Annotated in this window: 22 protein-coding genes; 11 read left to right on the plus strand and 11 right to left on the minus strand. The window is 61.2% G+C overall.

Annotated features, from left to right (window positions below; translation table 11 throughout):
• Positions 1-903: a branched-chain amino acid ABC transporter permease gene (locus tag ACVTFQ_RS12920; protein ID WP_018897084.1), complete on the minus strand. Its 903-nt coding sequence runs from the start codon at positions 901-903 to the stop codon at positions 1-3.
• A 379-nt stretch (positions 904-1,282) separates the two neighbouring features.
• On the opposite strand from ACVTFQ_RS12920, the gene cysQ reads away from it, so the two are divergent.
• Together cysQ and ACVTFQ_RS12930 are read left to right on the plus strand one after the other, a co-directional pair.
• Entirely contained in the window at positions 1,283-2,065 is a 783-nt protein-coding gene (gene cysQ / locus ACVTFQ_RS12925; protein WP_111564184.1) for a 3'(2'),5'-bisphosphate nucleotidase CysQ, read from the plus strand.
• 126 nt (positions 2,066-2,191) lie between these two features.
• On the plus strand, positions 2,192-3,229 hold the full coding sequence (locus ACVTFQ_RS12930; RefSeq protein ID WP_112436915.1) for a DUF2793 domain-containing protein: 1,038 nt from the start codon (positions 2,192-2,194) through the stop codon (positions 3,227-3,229).
• A gap of 5 nt (positions 3,230-3,234) precedes the next feature.
• Here ACVTFQ_RS12930 and ACVTFQ_RS12935 read toward each other — a convergent pair whose 3' ends face one another.
• Positions 3,235-3,972, minus strand: coding sequence for a helix-turn-helix transcriptional regulator (locus tag ACVTFQ_RS12935; RefSeq protein ID WP_111564127.1), 738 nt, complete (start codon positions 3,970-3,972; stop codon positions 3,235-3,237).
• Between the two features lie 398 nt (positions 3,973-4,370).
• Between ACVTFQ_RS12935 and sciP the strand changes: the two genes are divergently transcribed.
• Together sciP and ACVTFQ_RS12945 are read left to right on the plus strand one after the other, a co-directional pair.
• Positions 4,371-4,646 carry a CtrA inhibitor SciP gene (gene sciP / locus ACVTFQ_RS12940; RefSeq protein WP_007533628.1) on the plus strand — a complete coding sequence of 92 codons (276 nt, stop codon included), beginning with the start codon at positions 4,371-4,373 and terminating at the stop codon, positions 4,644-4,646.
• Positions 4,647-4,943: 297 nt separating this feature from the next.
• Positions 4,944-5,222 carry a GNAT family N-acetyltransferase gene (locus ACVTFQ_RS12945; RefSeq protein ID WP_111564126.1) on the plus strand — a complete coding sequence of 93 codons (279 nt, stop codon included), beginning with the start codon at positions 4,944-4,946 and terminating at the stop codon, positions 5,220-5,222.
• A 111-nt stretch (positions 5,223-5,333) separates the two neighbouring features.
• Here the strand turns inward: ACVTFQ_RS12945 and ACVTFQ_RS12950 are convergent, their stop codons facing one another.
• On the minus strand, positions 5,334-5,684 hold the full coding sequence (locus ACVTFQ_RS12950) for a hypothetical protein (RefSeq protein WP_018897078.1): 351 nt from the start codon (positions 5,682-5,684) through the stop codon (positions 5,334-5,336).
• Between the two features lie 440 nt (positions 5,685-6,124).
• Between ACVTFQ_RS12950 and ctrA the strand changes: the two genes are divergently transcribed.
• Positions 6,125-6,826 (plus strand): response regulator transcription factor CtrA, encoded by a 702-nt coding sequence (gene ctrA, locus ACVTFQ_RS12955; RefSeq protein ID WP_003542362.1) that lies wholly within the window; start codon positions 6,125-6,127, stop codon positions 6,824-6,826.
• A gap of 135 nt (positions 6,827-6,961) precedes the next feature.
• Here the strand turns inward: ctrA and ACVTFQ_RS12960 are convergent, their stop codons facing one another.
• Together ACVTFQ_RS12960 and chpT are read right to left on the minus strand one after the other, a co-directional pair.
• Positions 6,962-7,324, minus strand: a complete 363-nt coding sequence (locus ACVTFQ_RS12960; protein WP_018897077.1) for a response regulator — start codon at positions 7,322-7,324, stop codon at positions 6,962-6,964.
• Between the two features lie 127 nt (positions 7,325-7,451).
• Positions 7,452-8,102: a histidine phosphotransferase ChpT gene (gene chpT / locus ACVTFQ_RS12965; protein ID WP_026282744.1), complete on the minus strand. Its 651-nt coding sequence runs from the start codon at positions 8,100-8,102 to the stop codon at positions 7,452-7,454.
• A gap of 185 nt (positions 8,103-8,287) precedes the next feature.
• Between chpT and ACVTFQ_RS12970 the strand changes: the two genes are divergently transcribed.
• Entirely contained in the window at positions 8,288-8,884 is a 597-nt protein-coding gene (locus tag ACVTFQ_RS12970) for a DUF1134 domain-containing protein (RefSeq protein WP_111564125.1), read from the plus strand.
• A gap of 116 nt (positions 8,885-9,000) precedes the next feature.
• Entirely contained in the window at positions 9,001-10,161 is a 1,161-nt protein-coding gene (locus ACVTFQ_RS12975; RefSeq protein WP_111564124.1) for a hypothetical protein, read from the plus strand.
• Positions 10,162-10,181: 20 nt separating this feature from the next.
• Here the strand turns inward: ACVTFQ_RS12975 and ACVTFQ_RS12980 are convergent, their stop codons facing one another.
• Together ACVTFQ_RS12980 and ACVTFQ_RS12985 are read right to left on the minus strand one after the other, a co-directional pair.
• Positions 10,182-11,003: a TrmH family RNA methyltransferase gene (locus ACVTFQ_RS12980; protein WP_111564123.1), complete on the minus strand. Its 822-nt coding sequence runs from the start codon at positions 11,001-11,003 to the stop codon at positions 10,182-10,184.
• A gap of 5 nt (positions 11,004-11,008) precedes the next feature.
• Positions 11,009-11,395, minus strand: a complete 387-nt coding sequence (locus ACVTFQ_RS12985) for a hypothetical protein (protein ID WP_111564122.1) — start codon at positions 11,393-11,395, stop codon at positions 11,009-11,011.
• Positions 11,396-11,438: 43 nt separating this feature from the next.
• Between ACVTFQ_RS12985 and ACVTFQ_RS12990 the strand changes: the two genes are divergently transcribed.
• Positions 11,439-12,473: an RluA family pseudouridine synthase gene (locus ACVTFQ_RS12990; protein WP_111564121.1), complete on the plus strand. Its 1,035-nt coding sequence runs from the start codon at positions 11,439-11,441 to the stop codon at positions 12,471-12,473.
• 162 nt (positions 12,474-12,635) lie between these two features.
• The gene (gene rpoH, locus ACVTFQ_RS12995) at positions 12,636-13,544 is read left to right on the plus strand and encodes an RNA polymerase sigma factor RpoH (protein WP_018897070.1); all 909 of its coding nucleotides are present in this window, start codon (positions 12,636-12,638) and stop codon (positions 13,542-13,544) included.
• Between the two features lie 52 nt (positions 13,545-13,596).
• Here rpoH and ubiA read toward each other — a convergent pair whose 3' ends face one another.
• The 3 genes from ubiA to ACVTFQ_RS13010 all read right to left on the minus strand — a co-directional run bounded on the left by ubiA (position 13,597) and on the right by ACVTFQ_RS13010 (position 18,441).
• Positions 13,597-14,511: a 4-hydroxybenzoate octaprenyltransferase gene (gene ubiA, locus ACVTFQ_RS13000; protein ID WP_111564183.1), complete on the minus strand. Its 915-nt coding sequence runs from the start codon at positions 14,509-14,511 to the stop codon at positions 13,597-13,599.
• A gap of 114 nt (positions 14,512-14,625) precedes the next feature.
• Positions 14,626-17,085: a hypothetical protein gene (locus ACVTFQ_RS13005; protein ID WP_111564120.1), complete on the minus strand. Its 2,460-nt coding sequence runs from the start codon at positions 17,083-17,085 to the stop codon at positions 14,626-14,628.
• Positions 17,086-17,145: 60 nt separating this feature from the next.
• On the minus strand, positions 17,146-18,441 hold the full coding sequence (locus ACVTFQ_RS13010) for an adenylosuccinate synthase (protein WP_111564119.1): 1,296 nt from the start codon (positions 18,439-18,441) through the stop codon (positions 17,146-17,148).
• A 199-nt stretch (positions 18,442-18,640) separates the two neighbouring features.
• Here ACVTFQ_RS13010 and ACVTFQ_RS13015 point away from each other — a divergent pair, with 199 nt between their 5' ends.
• Complete coding sequence (locus ACVTFQ_RS13015) at positions 18,641-19,552, plus strand: DMT family transporter (protein WP_111564118.1); 912 nt, start codon at positions 18,641-18,643, stop codon at positions 19,550-19,552.
• On the opposite strand, the gene ACVTFQ_RS13020 is transcribed toward ACVTFQ_RS13015, so the two are convergent.
• Positions 19,553-20,398, minus strand: a complete 846-nt coding sequence (locus tag ACVTFQ_RS13020; RefSeq protein WP_111564117.1) for a GNAT family N-acetyltransferase — start codon at positions 20,396-20,398, stop codon at positions 19,553-19,555.
• 333 nt (positions 20,399-20,731) lie between these two features.
• Between ACVTFQ_RS13020 and ACVTFQ_RS13025 the strand changes: the two genes are divergently transcribed.
• Positions 20,732-22,594: an SGNH/GDSL hydrolase family protein gene (locus ACVTFQ_RS13025; protein WP_112436916.1), complete on the plus strand. Its 1,863-nt coding sequence runs from the start codon at positions 20,732-20,734 to the stop codon at positions 22,592-22,594.
• Positions 22,595-22,597 lie beyond the last annotated feature (3 nt).

Here is a 22,597-nt window from a genome sequence, read left to right on the forward strand (position 1 = left end):
TTAAACCTTCTCGACTTCCGGCCGGCCCAGGATACCTGTCGGCTTGAAGATCAGCACGAAAGCGAGGATGGCGAAGGTCGCCACATCCTTGTAGGCGATGGTGAAGTAGGCCGACCACAGGCTTTCGATCAGGCCGATCATCAGACCACCGAGAACAGCGCCTGGAAGCGAACCGATACCGCCGAGAACGGCCGCCGTGAACGCCTTCACGCCAGGCACGAAGCCGTCGTTGAAGTTCACCACGCCGTAGTACATCAGATACATCGTGCCGGCGACGGCAGCGAGTGCGGCACCCATGATGAAGGTCACCGAGATCGTCTGGTCGACATTGACGCCAAGCAGCGCCGCCATCTTGCGGTCCTGCTCGGTGGCGCGCTGCGCGCGGCCAAGCGCCGTATGATTGACGAGGTACCAGAAGACGGTGAGCAGCACGGCCGTGATGATGATGATCACGATCTGCTTCAGCGAGATGGTGACACCACCAATGTTATAGACACTGCTGATCAGCGGCGGGATCGGCTTGTTGCGCGGACCCTGCGTCACCTGGATGAAGTTCGACAGCGTGATCGACATGCCGATCGCTGTGATCAGCGGTGCCAGACGGAACGAACCGCGCAGCGGGCGATAAGCGACGCGCTCGATCGTCCAATTCCACAAACTCGTCATCAGCATCGCGATAAGCAGCATCAGCAGCAGCAGAACCGCGACCGGCAAACCAGCAAAAATCGATGTGAGGACGAGAAAGACGATAAGGGCGGCGAAGCCACCGATCATGAAAATATCGCCGTGAGCGAAGTTGATCATGCCGATGATGCCGTAAACCATCGTATAGCCGATAGCCACAAGGCCATAGATGGATCCAAGAGTCAGCCCATTAATGAGCTGCTGGACAAAATATTCCATATGTCTTTCCCCTGGACACAGAACCGTGAAAAGCCTGCGTCTCTTGTTATTAGAGCCCTTGTTGAGCCCTTGATTAAAGATTTCATACTGCTTTCAAAGCAAAAGGGAAGCGCAAAATTTCAAAGCTCCAAAGTTCTTTGCCGTTTTGGTGAAAATGACTTTTTGTCGTTCAGAAAGTTGATTTTTTCAACACAATCCGGCCTCTGACGCCACTTTTCACCGCAAATTCACTTTTCCCTGGGATCTTTAGCCTTCGCCGATGGATGGAAAAACGTCAAAGCACACCTGCGTCCTTTTGCGACGGCGGACGAGCCGTGCAATGAAGCGTGAAAACGACTATATGAGAAGCATGATGGAGAAGGGATCGAACCGGCCCGCGATGCTCGCAACGTTTGAACGCGCCGCCCTTGAGGCTGGCAAGGCGATCATGGATGTGTACCGCGCCGGCTGCACGGCGGCCAGCAAGGCCGACAACAGCCCGGTGACGATCGCCGATGAGCAGGCCGAGCGGATCATTCTGGCTCATCTCTATCGCGATTTTCCCGATATTCCCGTCATCGCCGAAGAATCGGTCGCGGCCGGTATCGTGCCGGCGGTCGGCTCATCGTTCTTCCTCGTCGACCCCCTGGATGGCACGCGCGAGTTCGTCGACAAGCGGCCGGAATTCACCGTCAACATCGCCTTCATCGTCGATGGCCACCCGGCTGCCGGCATCGTCTTCGCACCGGCCCTAGGCGTCGCTTTTCTCGGCGAGAACGGCACGGCCGAGAAGCTGCATGTCGGCCCGGACTTTCGTGTCGAAAAGCGGCTGCCGATCAATGTACGCCTCGCCAAGGCCGAACGCACGGCGCTCGCCAGCCGTTCGCACGACAGCCCGCAGACGGCGCGCTTCCTGGCCGAGCAGGCTATCTCGGAGTGCAAGAATATCGGCTCGTCATTGAAATTCTGTCTTCTCGCGGAGGGAGAAGCGGACGTCTATCCGCGCTTCACCCGCACGATGGAGTGGGACACCGCGGCCGGCGATGCCATCCTGCGCGCAGCCGGCGGCTGCACCGTGACCCTCGACGGCCGCCCCCTCACCTACGGCAAGACCCGGCAGGCCCACGACGCGGATTTCGCGAATCCCGATTTCATCTCCTGGGGCAACGCGCCCCGGCTTTGAGCGCGGGGATATCTTTCGCCAATATCCGTTTGAAATCAGCGCCCGACCCCGCGCGCTGTCCCCGTTTCCCGACACGCCCCTACGATTTGCGGCAGTGAAACCTGCCGCGAACACCGGAGCTCGATCGTGTCGGACCAGACCAACAACCTCGCCTTGCCCTACATCCTGCCCTCCCAGGCGCAGAAGCACGTGCCGCATAACGAGGCGCTGCAACGTCTCGACACCGTGGTCCAGCTGACGATCATCGCCGAACGCCAAGGACCACCCGAAACAGCTGATGAAGGCGACCGCTACCTCGTCGGCGCCGATCCCGAAGGCGAGTGGCTCGGCCGGCAGGGGCTCATTTCCGTCTGGCAGGATGGTGCATGGGCCTATCTCTCGCCAAACCCCGGCTGGCGCGCCTTCTTTCTCGATACCCGTCAGCTCCGCGCTTACGACGGCACGAAATGGAACGTCATCTCCCTCGATGCGGATGGCGCGCTTCCGATGATCGGCATCAACGCGACGGCCGACGAGATCAACCGGCTGGCGGTCGCCTCCGAGGCCAGCCTCTTCAGCCACGCAGGACAGGGACATCAGCTGAAGATCAACAAGGCCGATCCGTCTCAAACAGGCACGCTTCTCTTCCAGACCGCTTGGTCGGGCCGCGCCGAGATGGGGCTTGCGGGAAGCGATGCGTTTTCGATCAAGGTCAGCGGCGATGGCAATGATTGGTCGACGGCGCTGGTCGTGGCGCTTGACGGCGTCGTGCGCATGCCGTCTCGGCCGATCGTGCGGACATCGCCCGCTGCAGGTATCACCTCCCAGCCACCGGCAAGCCGCACCGGCTTTACGGATATCCACGCAGAACAAGGCGGCTTCGAACTTAGCGCCGCCGTACCATCAGGTGCCGGCAGGCGGCTGATCGTCCCTGCCGACGGCTTCTACCTGCTGTCGCTTTCTGTCAGCACCCTCACCTCATCAGGCCACGATGTGGCGATCGAGGTCAACGGCGCGACGGTCGTCGCCAGCGCAGGCGGACCCGCCTCGACATCACCAACCCGGCAGAACGCAACGACGATCGTCTGGCTGAACCAGGGAGACTGGCTCGCATTGCTTCACACCGGCACGGCGCAATACGAATTTGGACCGGCGAAGACCGAACTCTGCGCCGTCATGCTCTAAGGATGTTAAAGCAGGCGGTAACGGAAGGCCCGGGCAACCGCCTGCATCCGGTTGACGGAATCGAGCTTGCGCATCGCGCTTTTCAGATATCCGACCACGGTGTGCGGCGAGAGCTCGAGTATGATGGCGATCTCGTCGCTGCTCTTGCCCGCCGCCGACCAGCGCAGGCATTCGATCTCGCGGCTACTGAGGTTCTCCAACGGCTGCTCGGTCACCTGCAGGCGCGCATAGACATCGAGAAATTCCATGGCGCTGAACACATGCGCCATCGCCTCCTCGCGCGAAAGATCCGCCCGCGCGCCCGAAAACGCGAAAATATAAGGCTGGCGATCGGCGTCATGCAGCACGAAGGCAAATGTCCGGCGAAATCCGAGCTCGCGAAACAGACCGGTAATCCGCTCGTTCTTCGGGTTGGTCACGCTGCTTTCGAATGCGCTGACACCAAACGAGACCGGCAGGCTCGATTTTCGGAGCTCCGAAACAAGCGCACTATTGTGAAACAGGTCGTCTTCGTCATAGGCGGCAACGAGACTGTCGGGCCAGTTGCTGAAAATGTGGTTTCCAGCAAAGCCGCCATTGTCGCCGTGGGGAAAACCCGCGAACAAATAGTGGTTGAAACCCGCCGCTTTCGCGAGACGCGCGAGGTGTTCCTTGGAATCGGCTGGCGATCGACTGGATTTCTCAGGCGATAAAAAAGCAATATTCACCGCGCCGTCTTGAACGGCACGTTCCTCATTCCGCATCGATTTCGTCCTTCAAAGGCTAAACTTGCCTAAAAACGCTCTTCTGGCAGCAACAATCAAAGTATAGGGAAAGAAAAAACGGTCACTTCGACGTTATGCGAAGCCTGACATTCTATTCCCAACGCACGCAGAACAAACAATCGCGACGACACGCAACGTTCTATCTGCCCCTGGGGAGGCTTATAGTTTGCTGAGGATCAGACAACTAATATTCATTGTGCATGGCTCCCATGCGCTCATGACAAATTTACGCAAGGGAAGCCGTGCACAGGGCGCAGACGAGCGCCATCATGCGACGCGGTTAAATTTATTATCAAAGTGTTACGACGCGTTTAGGCAATTTTTAAATGTGACAAGCTAGAGTGGCTCTCGTGGTCTTGAGTTGTGTAGAGAGTCCAATGACCGAAATGATACGTCCCCGAGTGAAATATGTCATCGGCCCCGATGGCAGCCCGCTGACGATTGCGGATTTGCCGCCGCCGAATACTCGGCGCTGGGTAATTCGCCGTAAGGCAGAGGTTGTCGCAGCTGTGCGCGGTGGCCTGTTGAGCTTGGAAGAAGCTTGCGAACGCTATACCCTGACCGTCGAGGAGTTTCTCTCCTGGCAGTCGTCCATCAACAGCCATGGTCTTGCCGGCCTGCGCACCACGCGCATCCAGCAGTATCGCCATTGATTAATTATTGAAGTTGATTCCATTTCAGTTCGGGCCGACCGCACATCGCAGGATGTGAAGCCGGCCCGAAGCTTTTGCTGCTTTCCGGCGTTTATTTTATTGCCGAACTGAACCGACGCTCTGAAGCGCGGCCACCGTCCACAAAGACCACTCGGACAGCGGCTGCGCGAGCAAGGCTCGACAATCCTATCAGCCACCTCCCCTTTCATCGAACAATCCGTCACCTTGAGCGGCCTTTGCTTTGCGCCGGCGCCATGGCACGTTTGCTTCAACGCAATCGAAATGAAGGCAGTTCGGATGAAGATCACCAACGAAGAAAACGCATCGGGCGGCCGCTACGTCGCCGAACTCGAAGGTCATCAGGCCGAAATGACCTATTCCCGCACAACGCCGACACTCATCATCATCGATCATACTGGCGTGCCGGATGCGCTGCGCGGCAAGGGCGTCGGCCAGGCGCTGGCGCTCCACGCGGTCGAAGCCGCCAGAACCGGCGGCTGGAAGATCATTCCGCTCTGCCCCTTCTTCAAGGCGCAGGCGCTTCGCCATGAAGAATGGCGCGACGTCATCAACTGATCTTCTGAAGTCGAGAAACGCCAAAAGCCATGTATGACGGACAGCACGCCCGTCATGCATGGCTTTTATGAGATGACACCCCAGATGCCCGAAGGCATCGGCCATCTTGGCTTAGGCTCGTGCCCGAACCGCTCCGTCGCGCTCTTCGAGCGCGGCAGCGCGTGCATATTCCGCCTGCATCTCTTCGAGCGTCTGCTCCAAGGCCTCTTCCTGCATCCTCAGTTCCTTGATCGAAACCTGAAGATTGTCCGCGCGCTGGCGTGCTGCCTTCGCGAAGGTGGGATAGGCGAAGTGATTCGGGTCGGAAATGCCGGACTTCTTTTCCTCGACGACGATCTGGCTCTCCAGATCCTTCGTCATACGGTCAAATTCAGACATCATCATCTGCAACTGCTGCAGCTGACGACGCTTTTCGTTCACCTGAAACTCTTTCAGACGAACTAGGCTCTCACGCGACTTCATACGCATTACTCCAGTGATGCGAGACCCCGGCTTCACTTGAAACCGCCCATTAGCTGCCGCTGTCATGCGACTTGCCCAAAAAATTTCCCTCGGCGTTAACAAAAACCTACCGCTGGTAACCTTTCGTTTACGGGCATCGTTAATGATAGTGCCGATGATTTAAGGGTCGGTAAACACAACTACGCGATTTCCGGTCCGTTTCATTGGTGAGTCGAATGAATCGCTTGCCGGCCTTTCTTAATGTAACAGTTGAGAAGAGGGCCTTGCGGATTCTCGTTGGAAAACAGCGGAATGGACAAAATATTTAATAAATTGATTACCTCTTGCCAGAGTGAATCAGAATTTGTTAACCATTTCGTGGCAGCTTCCAAATCACGCAGTGACATATCTGTATCGCGTAGGGGCCAGACCACCTTTCGGCGGCGGTAAAGGGGATAAGAATGCGGGTACTACTCATCGAAGATGACAGCGCGACAGCGCAGAGCATCGAACTGATGCTCAAGTCAGAAAGTTTCAACGTCTACACCACCGATCTTGGTGAAGAAGGCGTCGATCTCGGCAAGTTGTATGATTATGATATCATCCTTCTTGATCTCAACCTTCCAGACATGTCCGGATATGAAGTGCTCCGCACTCTCCGTCTGTCCAAGGTTAAAACACCGATCCTGATCCTCTCCGGCATGGCCGGCATCGAGGACAAGGTTCGCGGTCTCGGATTCGGCGCCGACGACTACATGACCAAGCCTTTCCACAAGGACGAACTGGTTGCTCGCATCCATGCGATCGTCCGTCGTTCCAAGGGTCACGCCCAGTCGGTCATCATGACCGGCGAACTGATCGTCAACCTCGACGCCAAGACCGTCGAAGTCGGTGGCCAGCGCGTTCACCTGACGGGCAAGGAATACCAGATGCTGGAGCTGCTTTCGCTCCGCAAGGGTACCACGCTCACCAAGGAAATGTTCCTGAACCACCTTTATGGCGGCATGGACGAGCCGGAACTGAAGATCATCGACGTCTTCATCTGCAAGCTGCGCAAGAAGCTTGCAAACGCTGCCGGCGGCGCAAACTACATCGAAACCGTCTGGGGCCGCGGCTACGTTCTGCGCGAGCCTGACGGTGCCGAATACGCCGAAACAGCCTGATATCCGATTTCGGTCCCTACGCCGATCATCCTTAAGATCCCGCCTTCACGGCGGGATTTTTTGTGTCTGTGAACACGTCTGAAACGACAAAAGCCGCCCTGAAGGCGGCTTTTGCATATAGATCGAATGGGAATATCAGGCGGCGATGGCGCGATTACCGAAGACCGCCGTCAGGATCTTGCGGTCGAAGGGCTTGAGCAGGAAGTCCGTGGCCCCTGCCCGCTTGCCCATCATCAGCTTCTTCAGGTCGGCCTCGATCACGCAATAGTAGATCTTGACCTCCTTGCCGCCTTCCATGGCGCGAACCGCCACGATCAGATCGAGCGCTCCATCCATGGATGAATCGACGATCAGGTAATCGGGCAGCTCCACCTGGCAATGGGACAATGCTTCGCTAGCGCTGGAGGCTTCACTGACCATGAAGTCGAGTTCAGAGAGAATCCGCTTCCCGACCTTACGAACGACGTCCGACGAATCGGTGATCATGAACCTTTGCATCGCTGCTCCATTGCCCAGCTTCTGTCCCGGCGGGCATCTTCACGGGCAAGGATAGAAACATTCGGCTAAGGAAGTATTACTTCGATACAAGCAATGTGCCGGGAATCTGTCCCGGCGCTGTTTTAGATCAGGCCGGAATGACTTCGGCGGTGAAGACGATCTCTTCGGCGCTGGCGCTATGGCCAAGCTTCATGCCGCACTCTTCCGCGAGCAGCACTGCGTAATAGGGCTGGATCGTATGGGCATCGATCGCTTCTTCGATCTCACCCGTCGAAATCTCCACGAACTTCGGCGGCAGGCGCATCAGCTTGCCCTTGGCGACGAGCGTGAACTTCGCGTCGAATTCCGGGTTCTCAAGCGTGATATCGATCTGACCGCCGCGCGGAATGGAAGAATAAGCGACGAGGAACAGGTTAAGCAGCAGCTTGACGCGGTTCTTCGCGATGATTGCGCGCGGTCCGTTCCAGACCACTTCGGTCTTCTTCTCGGCGGCGGCGAAATCCTTGGCGGCGCGCTCGGCTTCGCCGGTGTCGATCGAGGCGCCGACGGAGCCGGAAGCGCCGAAGGCAAGGCGTGCGAATTTGAGACGAACCGACGCGTTCAGCGCGCTGGTGCGGATAAGATCCATGGCGTCTGCATCGGCGCCGCCCTCGTCGAGCAGTTCAAGGCCGTTGTTGATCGCGCCGACGGGCGAGATGACGTCATGGCAAACACGGCTGCAGAGAAGCGCGGCCAGATCTGGGCCGGTCAGGGTAAGGTTTGGATTCTTCGACATCATTGTCTCCAAGAGGGCGGTGATTCATTCCGCCACACATATTGCTTCATCATTGCACGAAGTTTGCGAGCGTACTCGGCGCCATAATGACACCATATTTGGTAAACCGATTGTTAAGACCATCCGCGCAAAATGATAGAAACGCCGGAAACGGCACCATGTATCGACCATGATGAACGGATGACACCATGCGCCCCTCAATCCTAGGAAGATTCCTGGCCGACTGCCGGCGGGTCTCTATGCTCGCGATCTCGTGCCTGATGCTCGTCGCGACCCAGGCCGCGGCTCAGCAGGCAAGAAACGACCAATACTCGGTTCAGGAGATCGTCGACGCCGGCCACTCCTTCTTCGGCTCGACCAGCGGCGGCCTTGCAAAGGCGGTCGAGGCCGCCTTCCAGAAGTACGGCTTGCCGAATGGCTACATTCTCGGCCAGGAAGGCTCCGGCGCCTTCATCGCCGGCCTGACCTATGGCGAAGGCCAGCTGAACACCAAGAACGCCGGCGAGCATCCGCTCTACTGGCAGGGTCCGTCGCTCGGCATCGACTACGGTGGCCAGGGCACGCGCGTCATGATGCTGGTCTACGACCTGCCCTCGACCGACGCGATCTATGCCCGCTTCGGCGGCGTCAGCGGCCAGGCCTTCGTCATCGCCGGCTTCGGCATGACGCTGCTCAAGAACAACAACGTCCTCGTCGTGCCGATCCGCACAGGCGTCGGCGCCCGCCTCGGCCTTAACGTCGGCTATCTCAAGGTTACCCCAAATCCGACCTGGAACCCCTTCTGAGATCATCGTCACGGCGAACTCTGTGTCGCCGTGACCCATCCGCCACTTGCCCTAACGGCGTTGGCCGCTTAATCATTGGCTGACGCAAATCAACTTCTGGAAGCAGTGGCCTCGCCGTGATCGAATACGCGCTCTTGTTCGGATTGGGCTTTCTGGCCGCGGCGTTCCTGGTTTTCCTCGTATCGCCGGCCGTTCATCGCCGTATCGTCTGGTACACCGAAAACCGCATGCGCGCGACGATGCCGCTCAGCCCCCAGGAAGTGCGTGCGCAAAAGGACATGGTCCGCGCGCTTTATGCCGCCGAAAACGCCCGCACCACGCAGGATCTGATTCGCGAACGCGAAAAGTCGATGTCGCTGCAATTGAAGCACGACCAGATCGCCCGCGACGCCGGCCACTTCGCCTCCGAGATCAGCGCGCTTCAGGCCCAGATCGCCGACATGAGCGTCGAGGCCGCCGAATTGCGCTCGCATCTGCGCAAGGACGAGAACTATATCAGCCAGCTGAAGACGAGCCTGCACATCGCCGAACAGGCCAGTGCCGCCAAGGAAGGCGAGCTTGACGCTCTCCGTATCCGCCTGAACAAGATCGTCGAGCAGACCGACAATCTGAAGATCGACATGGCCGCGCGCGAGACCGAGCTCGAGAACCTGAATTTCAAGCACAGCGGATTGCGCACCGAGCGAGACGAGCTTCGCCAGGACGTCGGCCTGCTGCAGAAGCGCGCCAAGGATGCCGAACAGAAGCTGACGCAGCAGGAACACGCTGTTCTGCGCCTTGAAGACCGCGCCGAGCGCGACAAGGCGACCCTTGCCGACAAGGAAGCGCTTCTGACGCGCCGGCAGCAGGACCTGACCAAGCTCAAGGATCAGGTGAAGGCCGCCAATGCCGACATGCGCAAGGCAAACCGCGCGCTTCGCTCGGCCGGCCTTGCTCCCCTCGTCCTCATCCCGCCGCAGGAAAAGCCCGTGCCGGAAGAAGCCCCGATCTCAGAACTCGACACAGCCGCGGTCGCAGCCCGCCTCGCCGAAGAAGTGCGCGCCCGCAGCGCCGCCGTTTCCGAGGAAATCCTCGCCGCCAGGCTGAACACCTCCAACGACGGCGCGATCCGCGAAGAGATCGCGACCATCGCGGCCGACATGGTAGCGCTGACCGCCATCAACGAAGGCAAATCCTCGCCGATCCGCGAGTTGCTGCCGGAGACGGCGGAGACCAAGGAAGGCGAGCGCATCGACCTCGCCCAGCGCGCCGCCACGATCCTGTCGCAGCCCGGCTAAGACTAAGTCGCCAAAAGTTTTCAGATACGCTTGGCCGTGGAAGACATGGCAAACAGCGCGATGCCGGTTGCGGTCGCGACGTTGAGGCTGTCGAGCCCCGGCGATTGCGGAATGCGGGCGCTACGGAAGCGCGACAGCACCGCCTGTGGCAACCCCTCGCCTTCCGTGCCGACGACCAGCGCCATGCGCTCCGAGGCAGGAATCGAGCGGATATCGACCTCGCCGCGTGGCGACAGCGTCCAGATCGCAAAGTCCCGCTCAGCCAGTTGCGTGAGCAACTCAACCGCATCACCACCGCGCTGATAGGGAACGCTCAACACGGAGCCCACCGAAACACGCATAGCCTTGCGATAGAGCGGATCGCACGAGGTCTCGTCGAGGAAGATCGCATCGGCATCGAAGGCGGCCGCATTGCGGAACATCGAGCCGGCATTGTCGTGATTGGAAATGCCGCAACCGACCAGCACCAGCGAGCGCTCGGGCAACCGATCGATCAGCGCGGCGCCCTGGGGTTGACGCCGCCCCAGCGCAAGCACGCCGCGATGCAGATGGAAGCCGACGATACGGTCGAGCACATCCGCTTCCGCGACGTAGACGGGAACGTCCTCCGGCAGCCGCTCGAGAATATCGGCAACACCCTCGACACGGTTGCGCAGCAAAAGCACCTTCTCGGCCGCGAAATCGCCGCCCGCCCGGTGCGCTTCGGCCAGCATACGCAGAACGACGGTACCCTCGGCGATAAACCGGTTATGCCGCCCCGTCAGATCGCGCTCGCGAATGTCGCGAAACTCGGCAATCTCGGGGTCGTCGGCATTGTCGATCGCAATCAGCCGAGGGGCCATCGTTGTCAGCCGCCGTTGACCGTCACGTCGGCGATGATGCTTCCCGCCTTGATGTCGAACACCAGCGCCTTGGCCACGCCCTCGGCGGTCTTGCCGAAGAACATGATCTGGCCGCCCGAAAGCGAAGAGGACTGAAGCACGAAGCCGGCGGGCAGGTTTGCTGTCACGGAAACCGGCGCATCCGACGGAATTCCGGCGGACGTGATCGCGGCCGGCTCCTTGGCCGGCGCCCGCATCGTCTTGTAGACAACCGCGCCGAAGACCGCCATAAGGCTCACGAACATGATGAAGCCCGAGACGATCTGCAGGCGGATCATCTTGCGTCGGACATTTTCCATTGCCGGATCGAGGGGCTTTTCTTCCTGATCGTCTTCTGGCTGGACATTCGTCATATATGGCGTTCCATTCTATAAAATACTTCGGAGAAGAAGCGTCTTGAGCGACCCCTTTAAACAAGCAGCCGGCAATATGAAAGTCCTGACGGCGGATGAACATGCCGAAGGCCGGCTTGATGCGTGGATGACGGCTCAGCTCGGCGAGGAATTCTCCCGCAGCCGCATCAAGGTGCTGATCAAGGAAGGCCAGGTCACGTCGAAGGGATCAGTCGTCGCCGATCCGCAGAAGAAGGTCCGCCCCGGCGACGTCTTCGAGATCAACCTGCCCGAGCCCGAGGACCCAACGCCGAAGGGCGAGAACATCCCGCTCGACATTCTCTATGAAGACGACGACCTGATCGTCATCTCCAAGCCATCCGGCATGGTCGTACACCCGGCTGCCGGCAACTGGACGGGAACGCTGGTCAACGCGCTGATCTATCACTGCGGCGACAGCCTGTCGGGCATCGGCGGCGTGCGCCGTCCTGGCATCGTGCACCGCCTCGACAAGGACACGACCGGCGTCATGGTCGTCGCCAAGAACGACGTCGCGCATCGCCACCTCTCCGCCCAGTTCGCCGACCACGGCCGCACCATGCCGATCGAGCGCGCCTATCAGGCCGTCGTCTGGGGCCGCCCGCGCACATTGACCGGCAGCATCGACGCGCCGCTCGGCCGCGATACCGGCGACCGCACCCGCCGCGCCGTCAAGCGCCCGGGCACCGCCGATGCCGATGAGGCGATCACGCATTATGAGGTGATCGAGCGTTTCCATGAGACGCCGGATGCGCTGTCGCTGGCCTCGCTGGTCGAGTGCCATCTGGAAACAGGCCGCACCCACCAGATCCGCGTCCACATGGCCCATATCGGCCACCCCTTGCTCGGCGACACCGTCTATGGCGCTGGCTTCAAGACCAAGGCCAACCTTCTGCCGGATGCGGCCAAGAAGGCGGTCAACAGCTTCGGCCGCCAGGCGCTGCACGCCTACATGCTGCAGTTCGAACACCCGCGCAGCGGCGAACTCATGCGCTTCGAGGTTCCCCTGCCCGACGATATGGTGGCGCTGGTCGACGCCTTGCGCAATGCCGAGCTGTAACGGCATCGTGAAGCGGGCCTGAGCCTTGAACTACGGTTTCGCCACACTTATCTCTACACTGACTTCGTGCGGGCTTTGACAAAGCCGCACGTTCCCGGTTCGCCTTCAAGACGCAGGGACGCGTCCAAGCGGGGATCGGAATTCAGATAGGAGGGTGCAAGAATGGCCCGAAGCAGTTTGCCGTCCATTACCGCCGGCGAAGCCGGTCTCAACCGTTATCTCGACGAAATCCGCAAGTTCCCGATGTTGGAGCCGCAGGAAGAATACATGCTGGCAAAGCGGTATTCCGAACATGGCGACCGCGAGGCTGCGCATCGTCTCGTCACCAGCCACCTGCGTCTCGTCGCAAAGATCGCCATGGGTTATCGCGGCTACGGCCTGCCGATCGGCGAAGTCGTGTCGGAAGGCAATGTCGGCCTGATGCAGGCCGTCAAGAAGTTCGACCCGGAACGCGGTTTCCGGCTGGCAACTTATGCCATGTGGTGGATCAAGGCCTCGATCCAGGAATACATCCTGCGGTCCTGGTCGCTCGTGAAGATGGGCACCACCGCCAACCAGAAGCGTCTGTTCTTCAATCTGCGTCGCCTCAAGGGCCGTATTCAGGCCATCGACGAAGGTGACCTGAAGCCGGAACACGTGGCCGAGATCGCAACCAAGCTGCGCGTCTCCGAGGAAGAAGTGATCTCGATGAACCGTCGCCTGTCCGGCGACGCCTCGCTCAACGCGCCGATCAAGGCGTCGGAAGGCGACAGCGGCCAGTGGCAGGATTGGCTCGTCGACGATCATGACAGCCAGGAAGACGTGCTGATCGAGCAGGACGAACTCGACACCCGCCGGCGCATGCTGGCCAAGGCGATGAGCGTTCTGAACGACCGCGAACGCCGCATCTTCGAGGCACGCCGCCTCTCCGAAGATCCGGTGACGCTGGAAGATCTGTCGAGCGAGTTCGACATCAGCCGCGAGCGCGTGCGCCAGATCGAGGTCCGCGCCTTCGAAAAGGTCCAGGACGCCGTCCGTAAGGACGCGCTCGACCGCGCCAAGGCCGTCCGCGTCGTCGAAGCCACGGCGTAAGCGAACCAATTCCTAAAGACAAAGGGCGGGTCTCACGACCCGCCCTTTTCGTTTACAGGGTTCCCAACACTGCCGCGCCCGCCAGCAGCAATCCCGTCAGGATATTTGCCAGGAACAGCCGATAGTTCACCTCCGGGCGAACAAGATCGATCCGCCCGGTCTGCCACGCAAGGTGGGCGGCAATCACCAGAATGCCGAGCATGTAAGGCAGCGACATCCCGAGCAGCCAGCCGCCGAGCGCCCATGCGCCAACGGCCAGACCGTAGAAGACGCCAATGATCGCCTTGCCATGCCGGCCAAACAGGATCGCCGTCGATTTCAGCCCAAGCCGGGTGTCATCCTTGACGTCGACATAGGCGTAGACCGTGTCGTAGCCGATCTGCCATGCAATCGCCCCGCCCCACATCAGGATGGCCCCAAGCGGGATGTGCCCGGCGACCTCGGCCCAGGCCATCAGCATGCCCCAGTTGAACGCCGCGCCAAGAATAGCCTGTGGCCAGTGCGTGAAGCGCTTGCAGAGCGGATAGATGAAGACGAGCGGAACGACACAGATCGCGACCAGCCGTGTGTAGGGCGAAAGGAAGAACAGTAGTGAGGCCGCCAGCGCAAGCTGAACGGCGAGAAAGCTCAGGGCTTGCAGGATACCAATCTGGCCATTCGCCAGGGGCCGGAAGCGCGTCCGCTCGACATGGCCGTCAAACTTGCGATCGGCGATATCGTTGACGGTGGACCCGGCACTTCTCATCAGCAAGGCGCCGAGCGAGAATATCAGCAGCTGCCGAATATCGGGAAAGCCGTGCGACGCTTGAATGAGTGCCGCCCAGCATGGGAAAAGCGTGAGCCATATCCCGACGGGACGATCCAGCCGCGCCAGACGCGTGTAGGGTCGCCATGCTCTGGGAAGCCTGCGCTCCACCCAGTCGTCGAGGTTGATATCGCTCAGATCCGGGCGGCTTGCAGCGGTCATCTTGTCCAAACTCCAAATCCAGAAGGCCCGGCAACGAAGTGGGCCGATCTCGTCAAAAAGGGCAAGTCTTGCGACCTGCCCTTTCCTGTATCTGTTCAGTCTGGACGACCAGCCTTACTGGCTGGTCGAGACGTCGCCGGCTGCGTTCCATTCGCGGATCGCGGCGTTGAAGGCTTCGATGCCGGTCTGGCCTTTCTGCATGGTCAGAAGCGCGCGGCGGCCGTTGCGATAGGTGATCGGGATATCGATCCAGTCGCGCGTCGACAGAAGGTCGAGGTTGGCCTTGCGGGCATCCGGATAATCGTTGAGCGCGATCATGTGGAAGTCGTCGGTGATCTTCGCCGGCACCGCGACAAGCGCATCACCGCGATCCTGCTCGGTCCGCTTCATCGAAATACGCTGAACGCTGTCGATCGCGCCACCTTCGAAATTCGCCGGCAGCGAGAACACCATCTCGACGATGTGGCTGGCCGGGAGCGAAGGATCGGAATTGCGTTTGAAGTTGATCTGCGCCGTGAGGTTCCGCTCGGGCACGGTCAGCGTGCCCTGCACGGAGGCCTCCTGCTTGCCATCAGCGCCGGCCTCATGATGCAGGCTCCAGACGATCGAGCCCTGGATCGCCGTTGGCGAGCTCTGGCCGATGCGCTCCTCATAGAGGAACATCTTCTCGCTGGAACCGGCAGGCGCTGTCTGGCCGGCGGCGGATGCCGCGGTGGCAGGTGCGGCCGTGCCGGAAGCGGCGGCCGGCGGCGTCGTGCCCGCGGCGGCCGGTGCGACCGGGTCCGCGGACGCGACATTCTGCTCGGCGACGGACTTGCCTTCGGCGACCTGCGTGCTTGGTGCGGCGGCCGGGCCGCTATCGACCTCGGTGCCATCGGCCATCAGCCGCTGCGTGAACTTGTTGCCGGCGGCCGAACCGTCGGCGGAAGCCGCACCGCTCTGCGCGGCATCAGGCGTGGTTGCCGGCTTGGCATCGCTCGTCTGGTCCGCAGGCGCCGTGGTTCCTGCAACAGGCGGCGGCGTTTGCGCGGTCTGCGATGGTGCGGCACTGACCAGGCCCTTGACCATTTCGGTCAGCGCGGCCTGGTGCGTATAGGCGGCATAACCGCCGCCACCGACAACGCCCAAGGCGATCAGAAGCGCGATGATGGAGCCGATGCCGAAACGACGGCGCTTCGGCTCCATGCGAAAATTCTTGCCCTGGAACTTCGAGGCGATGTCGTCGTCGCTGTTTCCAACCGACAGACCATCGTCATCCTCGGCAACGACGCCGCGATTGTCGTAGCCGCGAAGTCGGGTTGCTTCCTGCCAGTCGTCGCCCGCGAGAGGCTCGTTTTTCGGCGTCGGTCCGCCATGAATTTCGGAAAAGAGATCGACATCCTCGTAGGATGTGGCAGCCGGTGTCTTCTTGTCGTTGTCGATCGGCGGCAGATCGTCGAACGCGGCGGCTTCCCAGGAGAAGCTCTCATTGGCAGCCGGCATCTTTGCCGGCGCAGTCGGTACCGGCCCCGCAGCGTAGTCGATGCTCGAAACCACCTCGTCGAAGGCGCGTGCCGCATCATTGGCGGCAGGTGCTGCATGCGAAGTCTCGGAGAACTGGCGCAGCTCCTCGAGCGCCCAATCCGTCGGCTCAACCGTCTTCGTGGACGGTTCCGGTACTTCTTCCGCTGGCTCGTTCCAAACCGGATCGAAATGACCGGCGGCGTCGGCATGAATGGGATCGTCCTGCGTCTGCTCGACGAACTGATGCGGCGGCTCGAACACTGGAACCGGCTCGACGAGACGGTTGCTCAGGTCGAAATCGCGCGCGACCGGCTGCGCCCGCGGCGCATCGTCGATGACAGGCTCGGCATAGGGCTCAACGTCGGGCGCGGCAGCGAAATCATGGCCATGCGTTTCGCGCGCGGCGTCATACTGGTCCTCGACCGGCAGCTGCCACGGCTCGACCGTCTCCGGCTCAGGCTCGGCGGCGGACACATGCGGAGCGTCCTCGAACACGGGCTCGTCATGCGAATGCACGGGCTCGTGATAGACTTCAGGCTCGGGCTGAACTTCCGGCTCTTCGTGAACGTCGGCGGCATGCACCGGCGCCGGCTCTTCGTAAACCGGCTCCTCATGCGCGACTGGCTCGTCAGCAAGCGGAGCCTCGGGCTCGACGGGCGCTTCGTAAGCCGGTTCCTCGTAAACGGGTTCTTCCTGCGCGGGCGCCTCATAGGCCGGGTGCTCGTAAGCGGGCTCGGCTTCCGGTGCCTCTTCCGCCTGTTCGGCGACTGGCTCAGGTGCTGCGGCAACCTCGGGCTCGGGCTCCGCCGGCGCTTCCGTCACCGGCTCGGCGATGGCGGCCTGATCCTCGGCCGGCAGTGCATCGGCATGCTCGGCTTCGACTTCACGAATGGCGGCTTCGAGCTTTTCCAGCTGGCGCTGCAGCATGGCCTCGGGCGGACGCGGCTTCATGTTCTCGAGCTGCCGCTGTACGGCACCGCGAGCACGCTCGTAAACCTTCACCCGCATATCGGGAGTGTTGTCGGTCAGGCCGTCAACCGCCCGCCGGATAACTGCGATAAAATCCGCCATACGTACTTTCTCTAAGAGTGTGGTTCGCCGCGCGAACCACACAAATAATCATATAAAACCTTAATCCTCAAAAGGATCGGTCACAAGTATGGTGTCATCGCGCTCAGGACTTGTAGACAGGAGAGCGACGGGGGCGCCGATCAGCTCTTCAACCTGGCGGACATACTTGATCGCCTGGGCCGGCAGATCGGCCCAGCTGCGCGCGCCGACGGTCGATTCCTCCCAGCCCTCGAGCGTGATGTAGACAGGCTCGACGCGCGCCTGCGCAGCCTGGCTGGCCGGAAGATAATCGATCTCCTTGCCGTCGAGCTTGTAGGCGACGCAGATCTTCAGTTCGTCGAGACCATCGAGAACGTCGAGTTTGGTGAGCGCGATACCCGTGATGCCCGAGGTCTTTACCGTCTGGCGAACCAGAACGGAATCGAACCAGCCGCAGCGACGCGGACGGCCGGTATTGACGCCGACTTCGCGGCCGACGGTCGAAAGATGCTTGCCGACTTCGTCGTTCAGTTCGCACGGGAACGGACCTTCGCCGACGCGGGTCGTGTAGGCCTTGGTGATGCCGAGAACATAGCCGATCGCCGTCGGGCCGAGACCAGAACCGGCGGCAGCCTGACCGGCAACCGTGTTCGACGAGGTGACGAAAGGATAGGTGCCGTGGTCGTTGTCGAGCAGCGCGCCCTGCGCACCTTCGAACAGGATGCGGGCACCGGCCTTGCGCTGGTCGTCGAGGATACGCCAGACCTGGTCGACATAGGGCAGAACCTGGTCGGCCACGTCGTTCAGTTCCTTCTCGAGCGATTGCACCGAAATCTCCGGCAGGCCGAGGCCGCGGCGCAGCGCATTGTGGTGCGTCAGAAGACGGTCGATCTTGGCCGGCAGCGCTTCCTTGTCGGCGAGGTCGATGGCGCGGATCGCGCGGCGGCCGACCTTGTCTTCGTAGGCAGGGCCGATGCCGCGGCGGGTGGTGCCGATCTTGGTGCCGCTGTTGGAGGCAGCATCTTCACGGAAACCGTCGAGATCGCGATGCAGGGAGAGGATCAGCGGCGCGTTGTCGGCGATGCGCAAAATCTCGGGCGATACGTTGACGCCCTGGGCACGCAGCTTCTCGACTTCGGCGACGAAATGATGCGGATCGACGACGACGCCGTTGCCGATGACGCTGAGCTTGCCGCGCACGAGGCCCGACGGCAGCAGCGCCAGCTTGTAGCTGACACCATCGATGACCAGCGTATGGCCCGCATTGTGTCCGCCCTGATAGCGCACGATCACATCGGCACGTTCCGAAAGCCAGTCGACAATCTTGCCCTTGCCTTCGTCACCCCATTGCGAACCGACCACAACTACGTTCGTCATTCACGTCTTCCTGTTAAAGGCGGATTTAACCGCTCCCTGCTCAAACCCGCGCATCTATAAGGCTTTGTTTTTGGGAAAGCGACCCTGTATTGCCGTCTGAATTGGCTTTTTACGTGACAAATCAGCTATTGGCAGGCTATTTGCCGCCGTAGTCGGAGGAAGTTCTGCGCCCGCGCAGCCGACCGGGAGAGAATCGGCCGTGCAGTTTGCCGCCTACATATGCCTTGTCGTTGCCGCGATGTGCTGGGGTGGCAATACCGTTGCCGGAAAACTGGCGCTCGGTCACGTCAGCCCGATGATGCTGACATCGCTGCGCTGGTTCGTCGCAACGGCGATCATTGCCGCCATATCCGTGCCGCAGCTGAAACGCGATTGGCCGGTCGTGCGCAAAAACCTCCCTCTGCTCTTCTTCTACGGCATCGTCGGCTACACGCTCTTCAATGCCATGCTTTATTCCGCGGTAAAATATACGACCGCCATCAATGTCGCAATCGAGCAGGCAGGCATCCCGATGCTGATATTCCTGCTCAACTTCCTATTCTTCCGCACCGGCGTGTCGCTGGCCCAGATCCTCGGCTTCGCGATGACCTTGCTCGGCGTGGCACTCACCGCCGCCCATGGCAGCCTGACCACGCTTCTGGAGCTCGGTCTCAACACCGGCGACGGCCTGATGCTGGTCGCGGTCGCCGCCTACGCCGTCTACACGATCTTCCTGCGGTGGAAGCCGCCGCTCGACTGGCGCACGCTGATGGCCGTACCCGCGCTCGGCGCCACCATCAGCGCACTGCCACTTCTGGCCTGGGAGGCATCGAAGGGCGCGGCTGAGCTTCCCGATGGAACGGGATGGCTCATCACCATCTACACGGCGATCTTCGCCTCGCTGATGGCGCAGGTCCTCTACATCAAGGGCGTGGAATGGATCGGCGCCAACCGCGCAGCGCTCTTCATCAACCTCGTGCCCGTCTTCGGCACGCTGTTTTCAGTCGCTCTGCTCGGCGAAGCGCTGCAAACGTTCCACATCGTGGCGCTGGTGCTGACGCTCGGCGGCATCGCCATCGCCGAAAAGGGCCGCCCCAATCGAGCGGCGCCAGCAACGTCGGAGGCGAGCTAGCTAGCCCAGTTCCAGCGTGGTGACGCCGAAGACATTCTTCAGCGGAACGGTGGGAACAGCGCCGCGATACATGCGAGATGTCTCGAACACAGGCTCCAATCCCATGCCGACGGCAAGCGCCACGGCTTCGCGATTGTCGGAGGGGATATCGATGAACACCCGCGCGCCCTTCGCCTCTTGCCCAAGCGTGGAGAGCAGCGCCGCGGCGCTATCCGCATCGGCGGCAAACAGCGGCCCGATCTTGTATCCGTCATAACAGCGGCGGATCGTGCCATAGCCACGGATCTTGCCGCTCTTGCGCACGACGGCCGTGCGCCGATGCTTGCGATTGGTGCACCACGAGGTCACGAAAGCCGGGCGCTGCGCCGAAAACACGCTGGCATCATAGCGCACCAGCCCGTCCAGCTTGTCGGTCACGGGCGTGGCCGTCAGCGACGACGACGGCAAAGAGCCGATCACGCCGCCATAACGAACCGTCTTATAGGCTTCCTCGAAGCCGGCCTTGCGGTAACTCTCCTGCTGGGCAACGACCCCGTCGAGCCCGATACTGCGGCCATTCGCCGAGGCGATGCCGGCATCCCATATCGCCCTGCCGTAACCCTTGCCACGAAATTCCGGGTGAACCATGTAGAGCCCGAGAAAGGCCAGGTCGTCGCCATACTTGACGACGGAGATCGAGCCGACGGGAACTTCGCCGACCGCGCCGACGAAAAACCCCGATGGATCCGCGTCATGAAAGGGAAGCGAATCGTCGAGACCTGGATTCCACCCCTCCTGGCGCGCCCATTCGAGCACTAGCTCCAACTCACCGGGCCGCATGGGGCGAACGGCAAACTCCGAATTCATGCAATCTTCCCAATCAGGCCCACGGCGAGTGCACACAGGCGGCGTACTATTGTGAAATCAAGTCTAGCGGCCGCAATACGCGATCGATGACCAGGAAACATGTTCTCTACGGAAGCGATCTGCATCGATCGACATGACGTCGGACACAGAAAACCTTCCGGCCGGAATCATCATGGAACAAGGAAACTGTAATCTCAAGATAATTACTTAAGAGACCATGAAGCTCACTGGGCTTTGCGCGGCTCGATCGCAAAAGAACTTGCACTGACAGCTCGTCCCCGTCTCCCGGCACTGAATTAGGATATTTTTCCCAATTCCTACAGGAGACCCGCAATGCTTCTCGGTATCGGCCTTTCGCCTGCCCAATCCCCCGCCCGGCAACGCATACGCCCACGCACGATCATCGCATTCGGCGACAGCCTCACCGAGGGTGCAGGTGCATCGTCCCGCGACCATACCTTCCCGTCCATCGCCGCCGGCCTCTTCGATCCGCCGAGAACGATCATCAATCGCGGCATCGGCGGCCAGACCTCGACCGAGATCGCAGCCAGACAAGGCGGTGTGCCGCTCAAGCTTGCCGTGGCCGGCGGCGATATCAGAAACCTCTATCCGCATACCCGCGACTGGATGGACCGGTTCGAGACCGGCATCGTCAACGGCCTCACGCATGAATGCATCAACAAGGGCATCGACGAAAACGGCCTGCCCTACGGCGACGTCAGGATCCACGGGACGGCAACCGCCGGCTTCACCGACATCGGCCGGCAGATCTACGGCACTATTACCGCCAACTACGCGGCGGAGCCGGGCACCCCCTGGACGATCTCAAGCGCGGTCCAGATGATCGCCGGCTCCACCTCGGGCATAGCGGGCATGCGCCTTCTGCTCATCGAGGCCGACGAACTCGGCGGCTACCTCGCCGAAATCGCCGCGCCCGCTTTCGCCCTCGATGGCAGGCGCAGCAACATCTCGACAACGTCGACGAACACCCACGGCTTCATCCGCTCCACCCACCTGCTCGACATCATCCCGGGCAGCGCGATCGACATCACCCTGCGCATATTCCCCGGCCAGTTCGAACAGGGCGCCACCGCGACCGCGCCGCAGCTAACACCCGGCGATGGCGAAATCCCCGCCTATCACCCGGAGTTCTCGCGGCTCTATCGTTTCGATCAGGATAGCGACGGCTGGCTGCCCCGCATCCAGGACGGCCACGCGGCACCGGTCTCCACGCGCGACGGCAGGCTGATCGTCGAAAACGACGACGCCGGCGTGCTGCGCGGCTGCGAACTCGCCATCGCCGAAATCCCCGGCGGCCAGATCATCCCGGGTGGCAAGCTCATCCACATTGCCTTCGACATCGAGATCATCGACGGCAGCGGCCAGATCCATGTCGGCGGGCTCGGCGCGCCGGGCGGCAGCTGGGCGACGACGACATCGAGCGGCGACCCGACATGGCCGATCTCGGCAAGCGGCCACTATGAACTGGTCTTCACCGCCGGCAATTTCGCCAGCGCAAACCCATCGTGCCAGGCAATCGCCTTCCTCAGCAGCGGCAGCCTTGTCAGCTGGTCGCTCGACAATATCGTCATCGAATGGGGCGACGAGACCCCGCAAGTGGAGGTCCTCTATCAATCGGTCGAGGCGCTGCACGGCGCCAATGGCGCCATCGGCCTACACGGCACGCTGGCCGGGGTGGAGGGGACGCTGACGACCGATGGCGGCACGCGCCACCTGTTCACGCGCAGCCATGCGGGCGACGCCGCGGCTGTCGCATACGCCACACCCTTCCACCCCAGCGATGCGACCGCCGGCCAGATCCAATGGCTATGGGCCGGCCGCAACAATGCGGTCACACCCGAGACCGTTCTCGCCGACATCGCGGCCATGACGGCCAATGCCTCCGGCGGCCGCTACCTGATCGGCTCGATCCTGCCTTCGGCAACGGACACCCCCGAAACCCGCCAGACGATCGCGGCCCTCAACACCGCCTTGGCTACCCTCTACGCTACACACTTCGTCGACCTGCACGCCGCACTCGCGGCTGCCGCGAACCAAACGACAGAGGACCAACAGGACATCGCCGCCGGCCTCGTACCGAGGTCGCTTCGCGCCGACGCCCTGCATTTGAACGACCAGGGCTATGCGATCGCCGCCGCAGCCTGGGTGTCGGCGACGCTGGCTATGGACTGGTGACGC

This window comes from Rhizobium sp. O111 (genome assembly GCF_055616315.1).

Bases quoted from the DNA above. Each gene is read 5' to 3' on its own strand.
- ACVTFQ_RS12920 (WP_018897084.1), bottom strand. From the start codon at position 903: ATGGAATATTTTGTCCAGCAGCTCATTAATGGGCTGACTCTTGGATCC.
- cysQ (WP_111564184.1), top strand. From the start codon at position 1,283: ATGCTCGCAACGTTTGAACGCGCCGCCCTTGAGGCTGGCAAGGCGATC.
- ACVTFQ_RS12935 (WP_111564127.1), bottom strand. From the start codon at position 3,972: ATGCGGAATGAGGAACGTGCCGTTCAAGACGGCGCGGTGAATATTGCT.
- sciP (WP_007533628.1), top strand. From the start codon at position 4,371: ATGACCGAAATGATACGTCCCCGAGTGAAATATGTCATCGGCCCCGAT.
- ACVTFQ_RS12945 (WP_111564126.1), top strand. From the start codon at position 4,944: ATGAAGATCACCAACGAAGAAAACGCATCGGGCGGCCGCTACGTCGCC.
- ACVTFQ_RS12950 (WP_018897078.1), bottom strand. From the start codon at position 5,684: ATGAAGTCGCGTGAGAGCCTAGTTCGTCTGAAAGAGTTTCAGGTGAAC.
- ctrA (WP_003542362.1), top strand. From the start codon at position 6,125: ATGCGGGTACTACTCATCGAAGATGACAGCGCGACAGCGCAGAGCATC.
- ACVTFQ_RS12960 (WP_018897077.1), bottom strand. From the start codon at position 7,324: ATGCAAAGGTTCATGATCACCGATTCGTCGGACGTCGTTCGTAAGGTC.
- chpT (WP_026282744.1), bottom strand. From the start codon at position 8,102: ATGATGTCGAAGAATCCAAACCTTACCCTGACCGGCCCAGATCTGGCC.
- ACVTFQ_RS12970 (WP_111564125.1), top strand. From the start codon at position 8,288: ATGCGCCCCTCAATCCTAGGAAGATTCCTGGCCGACTGCCGGCGGGTC.
- ACVTFQ_RS12980 (WP_111564123.1), bottom strand. From the start codon at position 11,003: ATGGCCCCTCGGCTGATTGCGATCGACAATGCCGACGACCCCGAGATT.
- ACVTFQ_RS12985 (WP_111564122.1), bottom strand. From the start codon at position 11,395: ATGACGAATGTCCAGCCAGAAGACGATCAGGAAGAAAAGCCCCTCGAT.
- rpoH (WP_018897070.1), top strand. From the start codon at position 12,636: ATGGCCCGAAGCAGTTTGCCGTCCATTACCGCCGGCGAAGCCGGTCTC.
- ubiA (WP_111564183.1), bottom strand. From the start codon at position 14,511: ATGACCGCTGCAAGCCGCCCGGATCTGAGCGATATCAACCTCGACGAC.
- ACVTFQ_RS13005 (WP_111564120.1), bottom strand. From the start codon at position 17,085: ATGGCGGATTTTATCGCAGTTATCCGGCGGGCGGTTGACGGCCTGACC.
- ACVTFQ_RS13010 (WP_111564119.1), bottom strand. From the start codon at position 18,441: ATGACGAACGTAGTTGTGGTCGGTTCGCAATGGGGTGACGAAGGCAAG.
- ACVTFQ_RS13020 (WP_111564117.1), bottom strand. From the start codon at position 20,398: ATGAATTCGGAGTTTGCCGTTCGCCCCATGCGGCCCGGTGAGTTGGAG.
- ACVTFQ_RS13025 (WP_112436916.1), top strand. From the start codon at position 20,732: ATGCTTCTCGGTATCGGCCTTTCGCCTGCCCAATCCCCCGCCCGGCAA.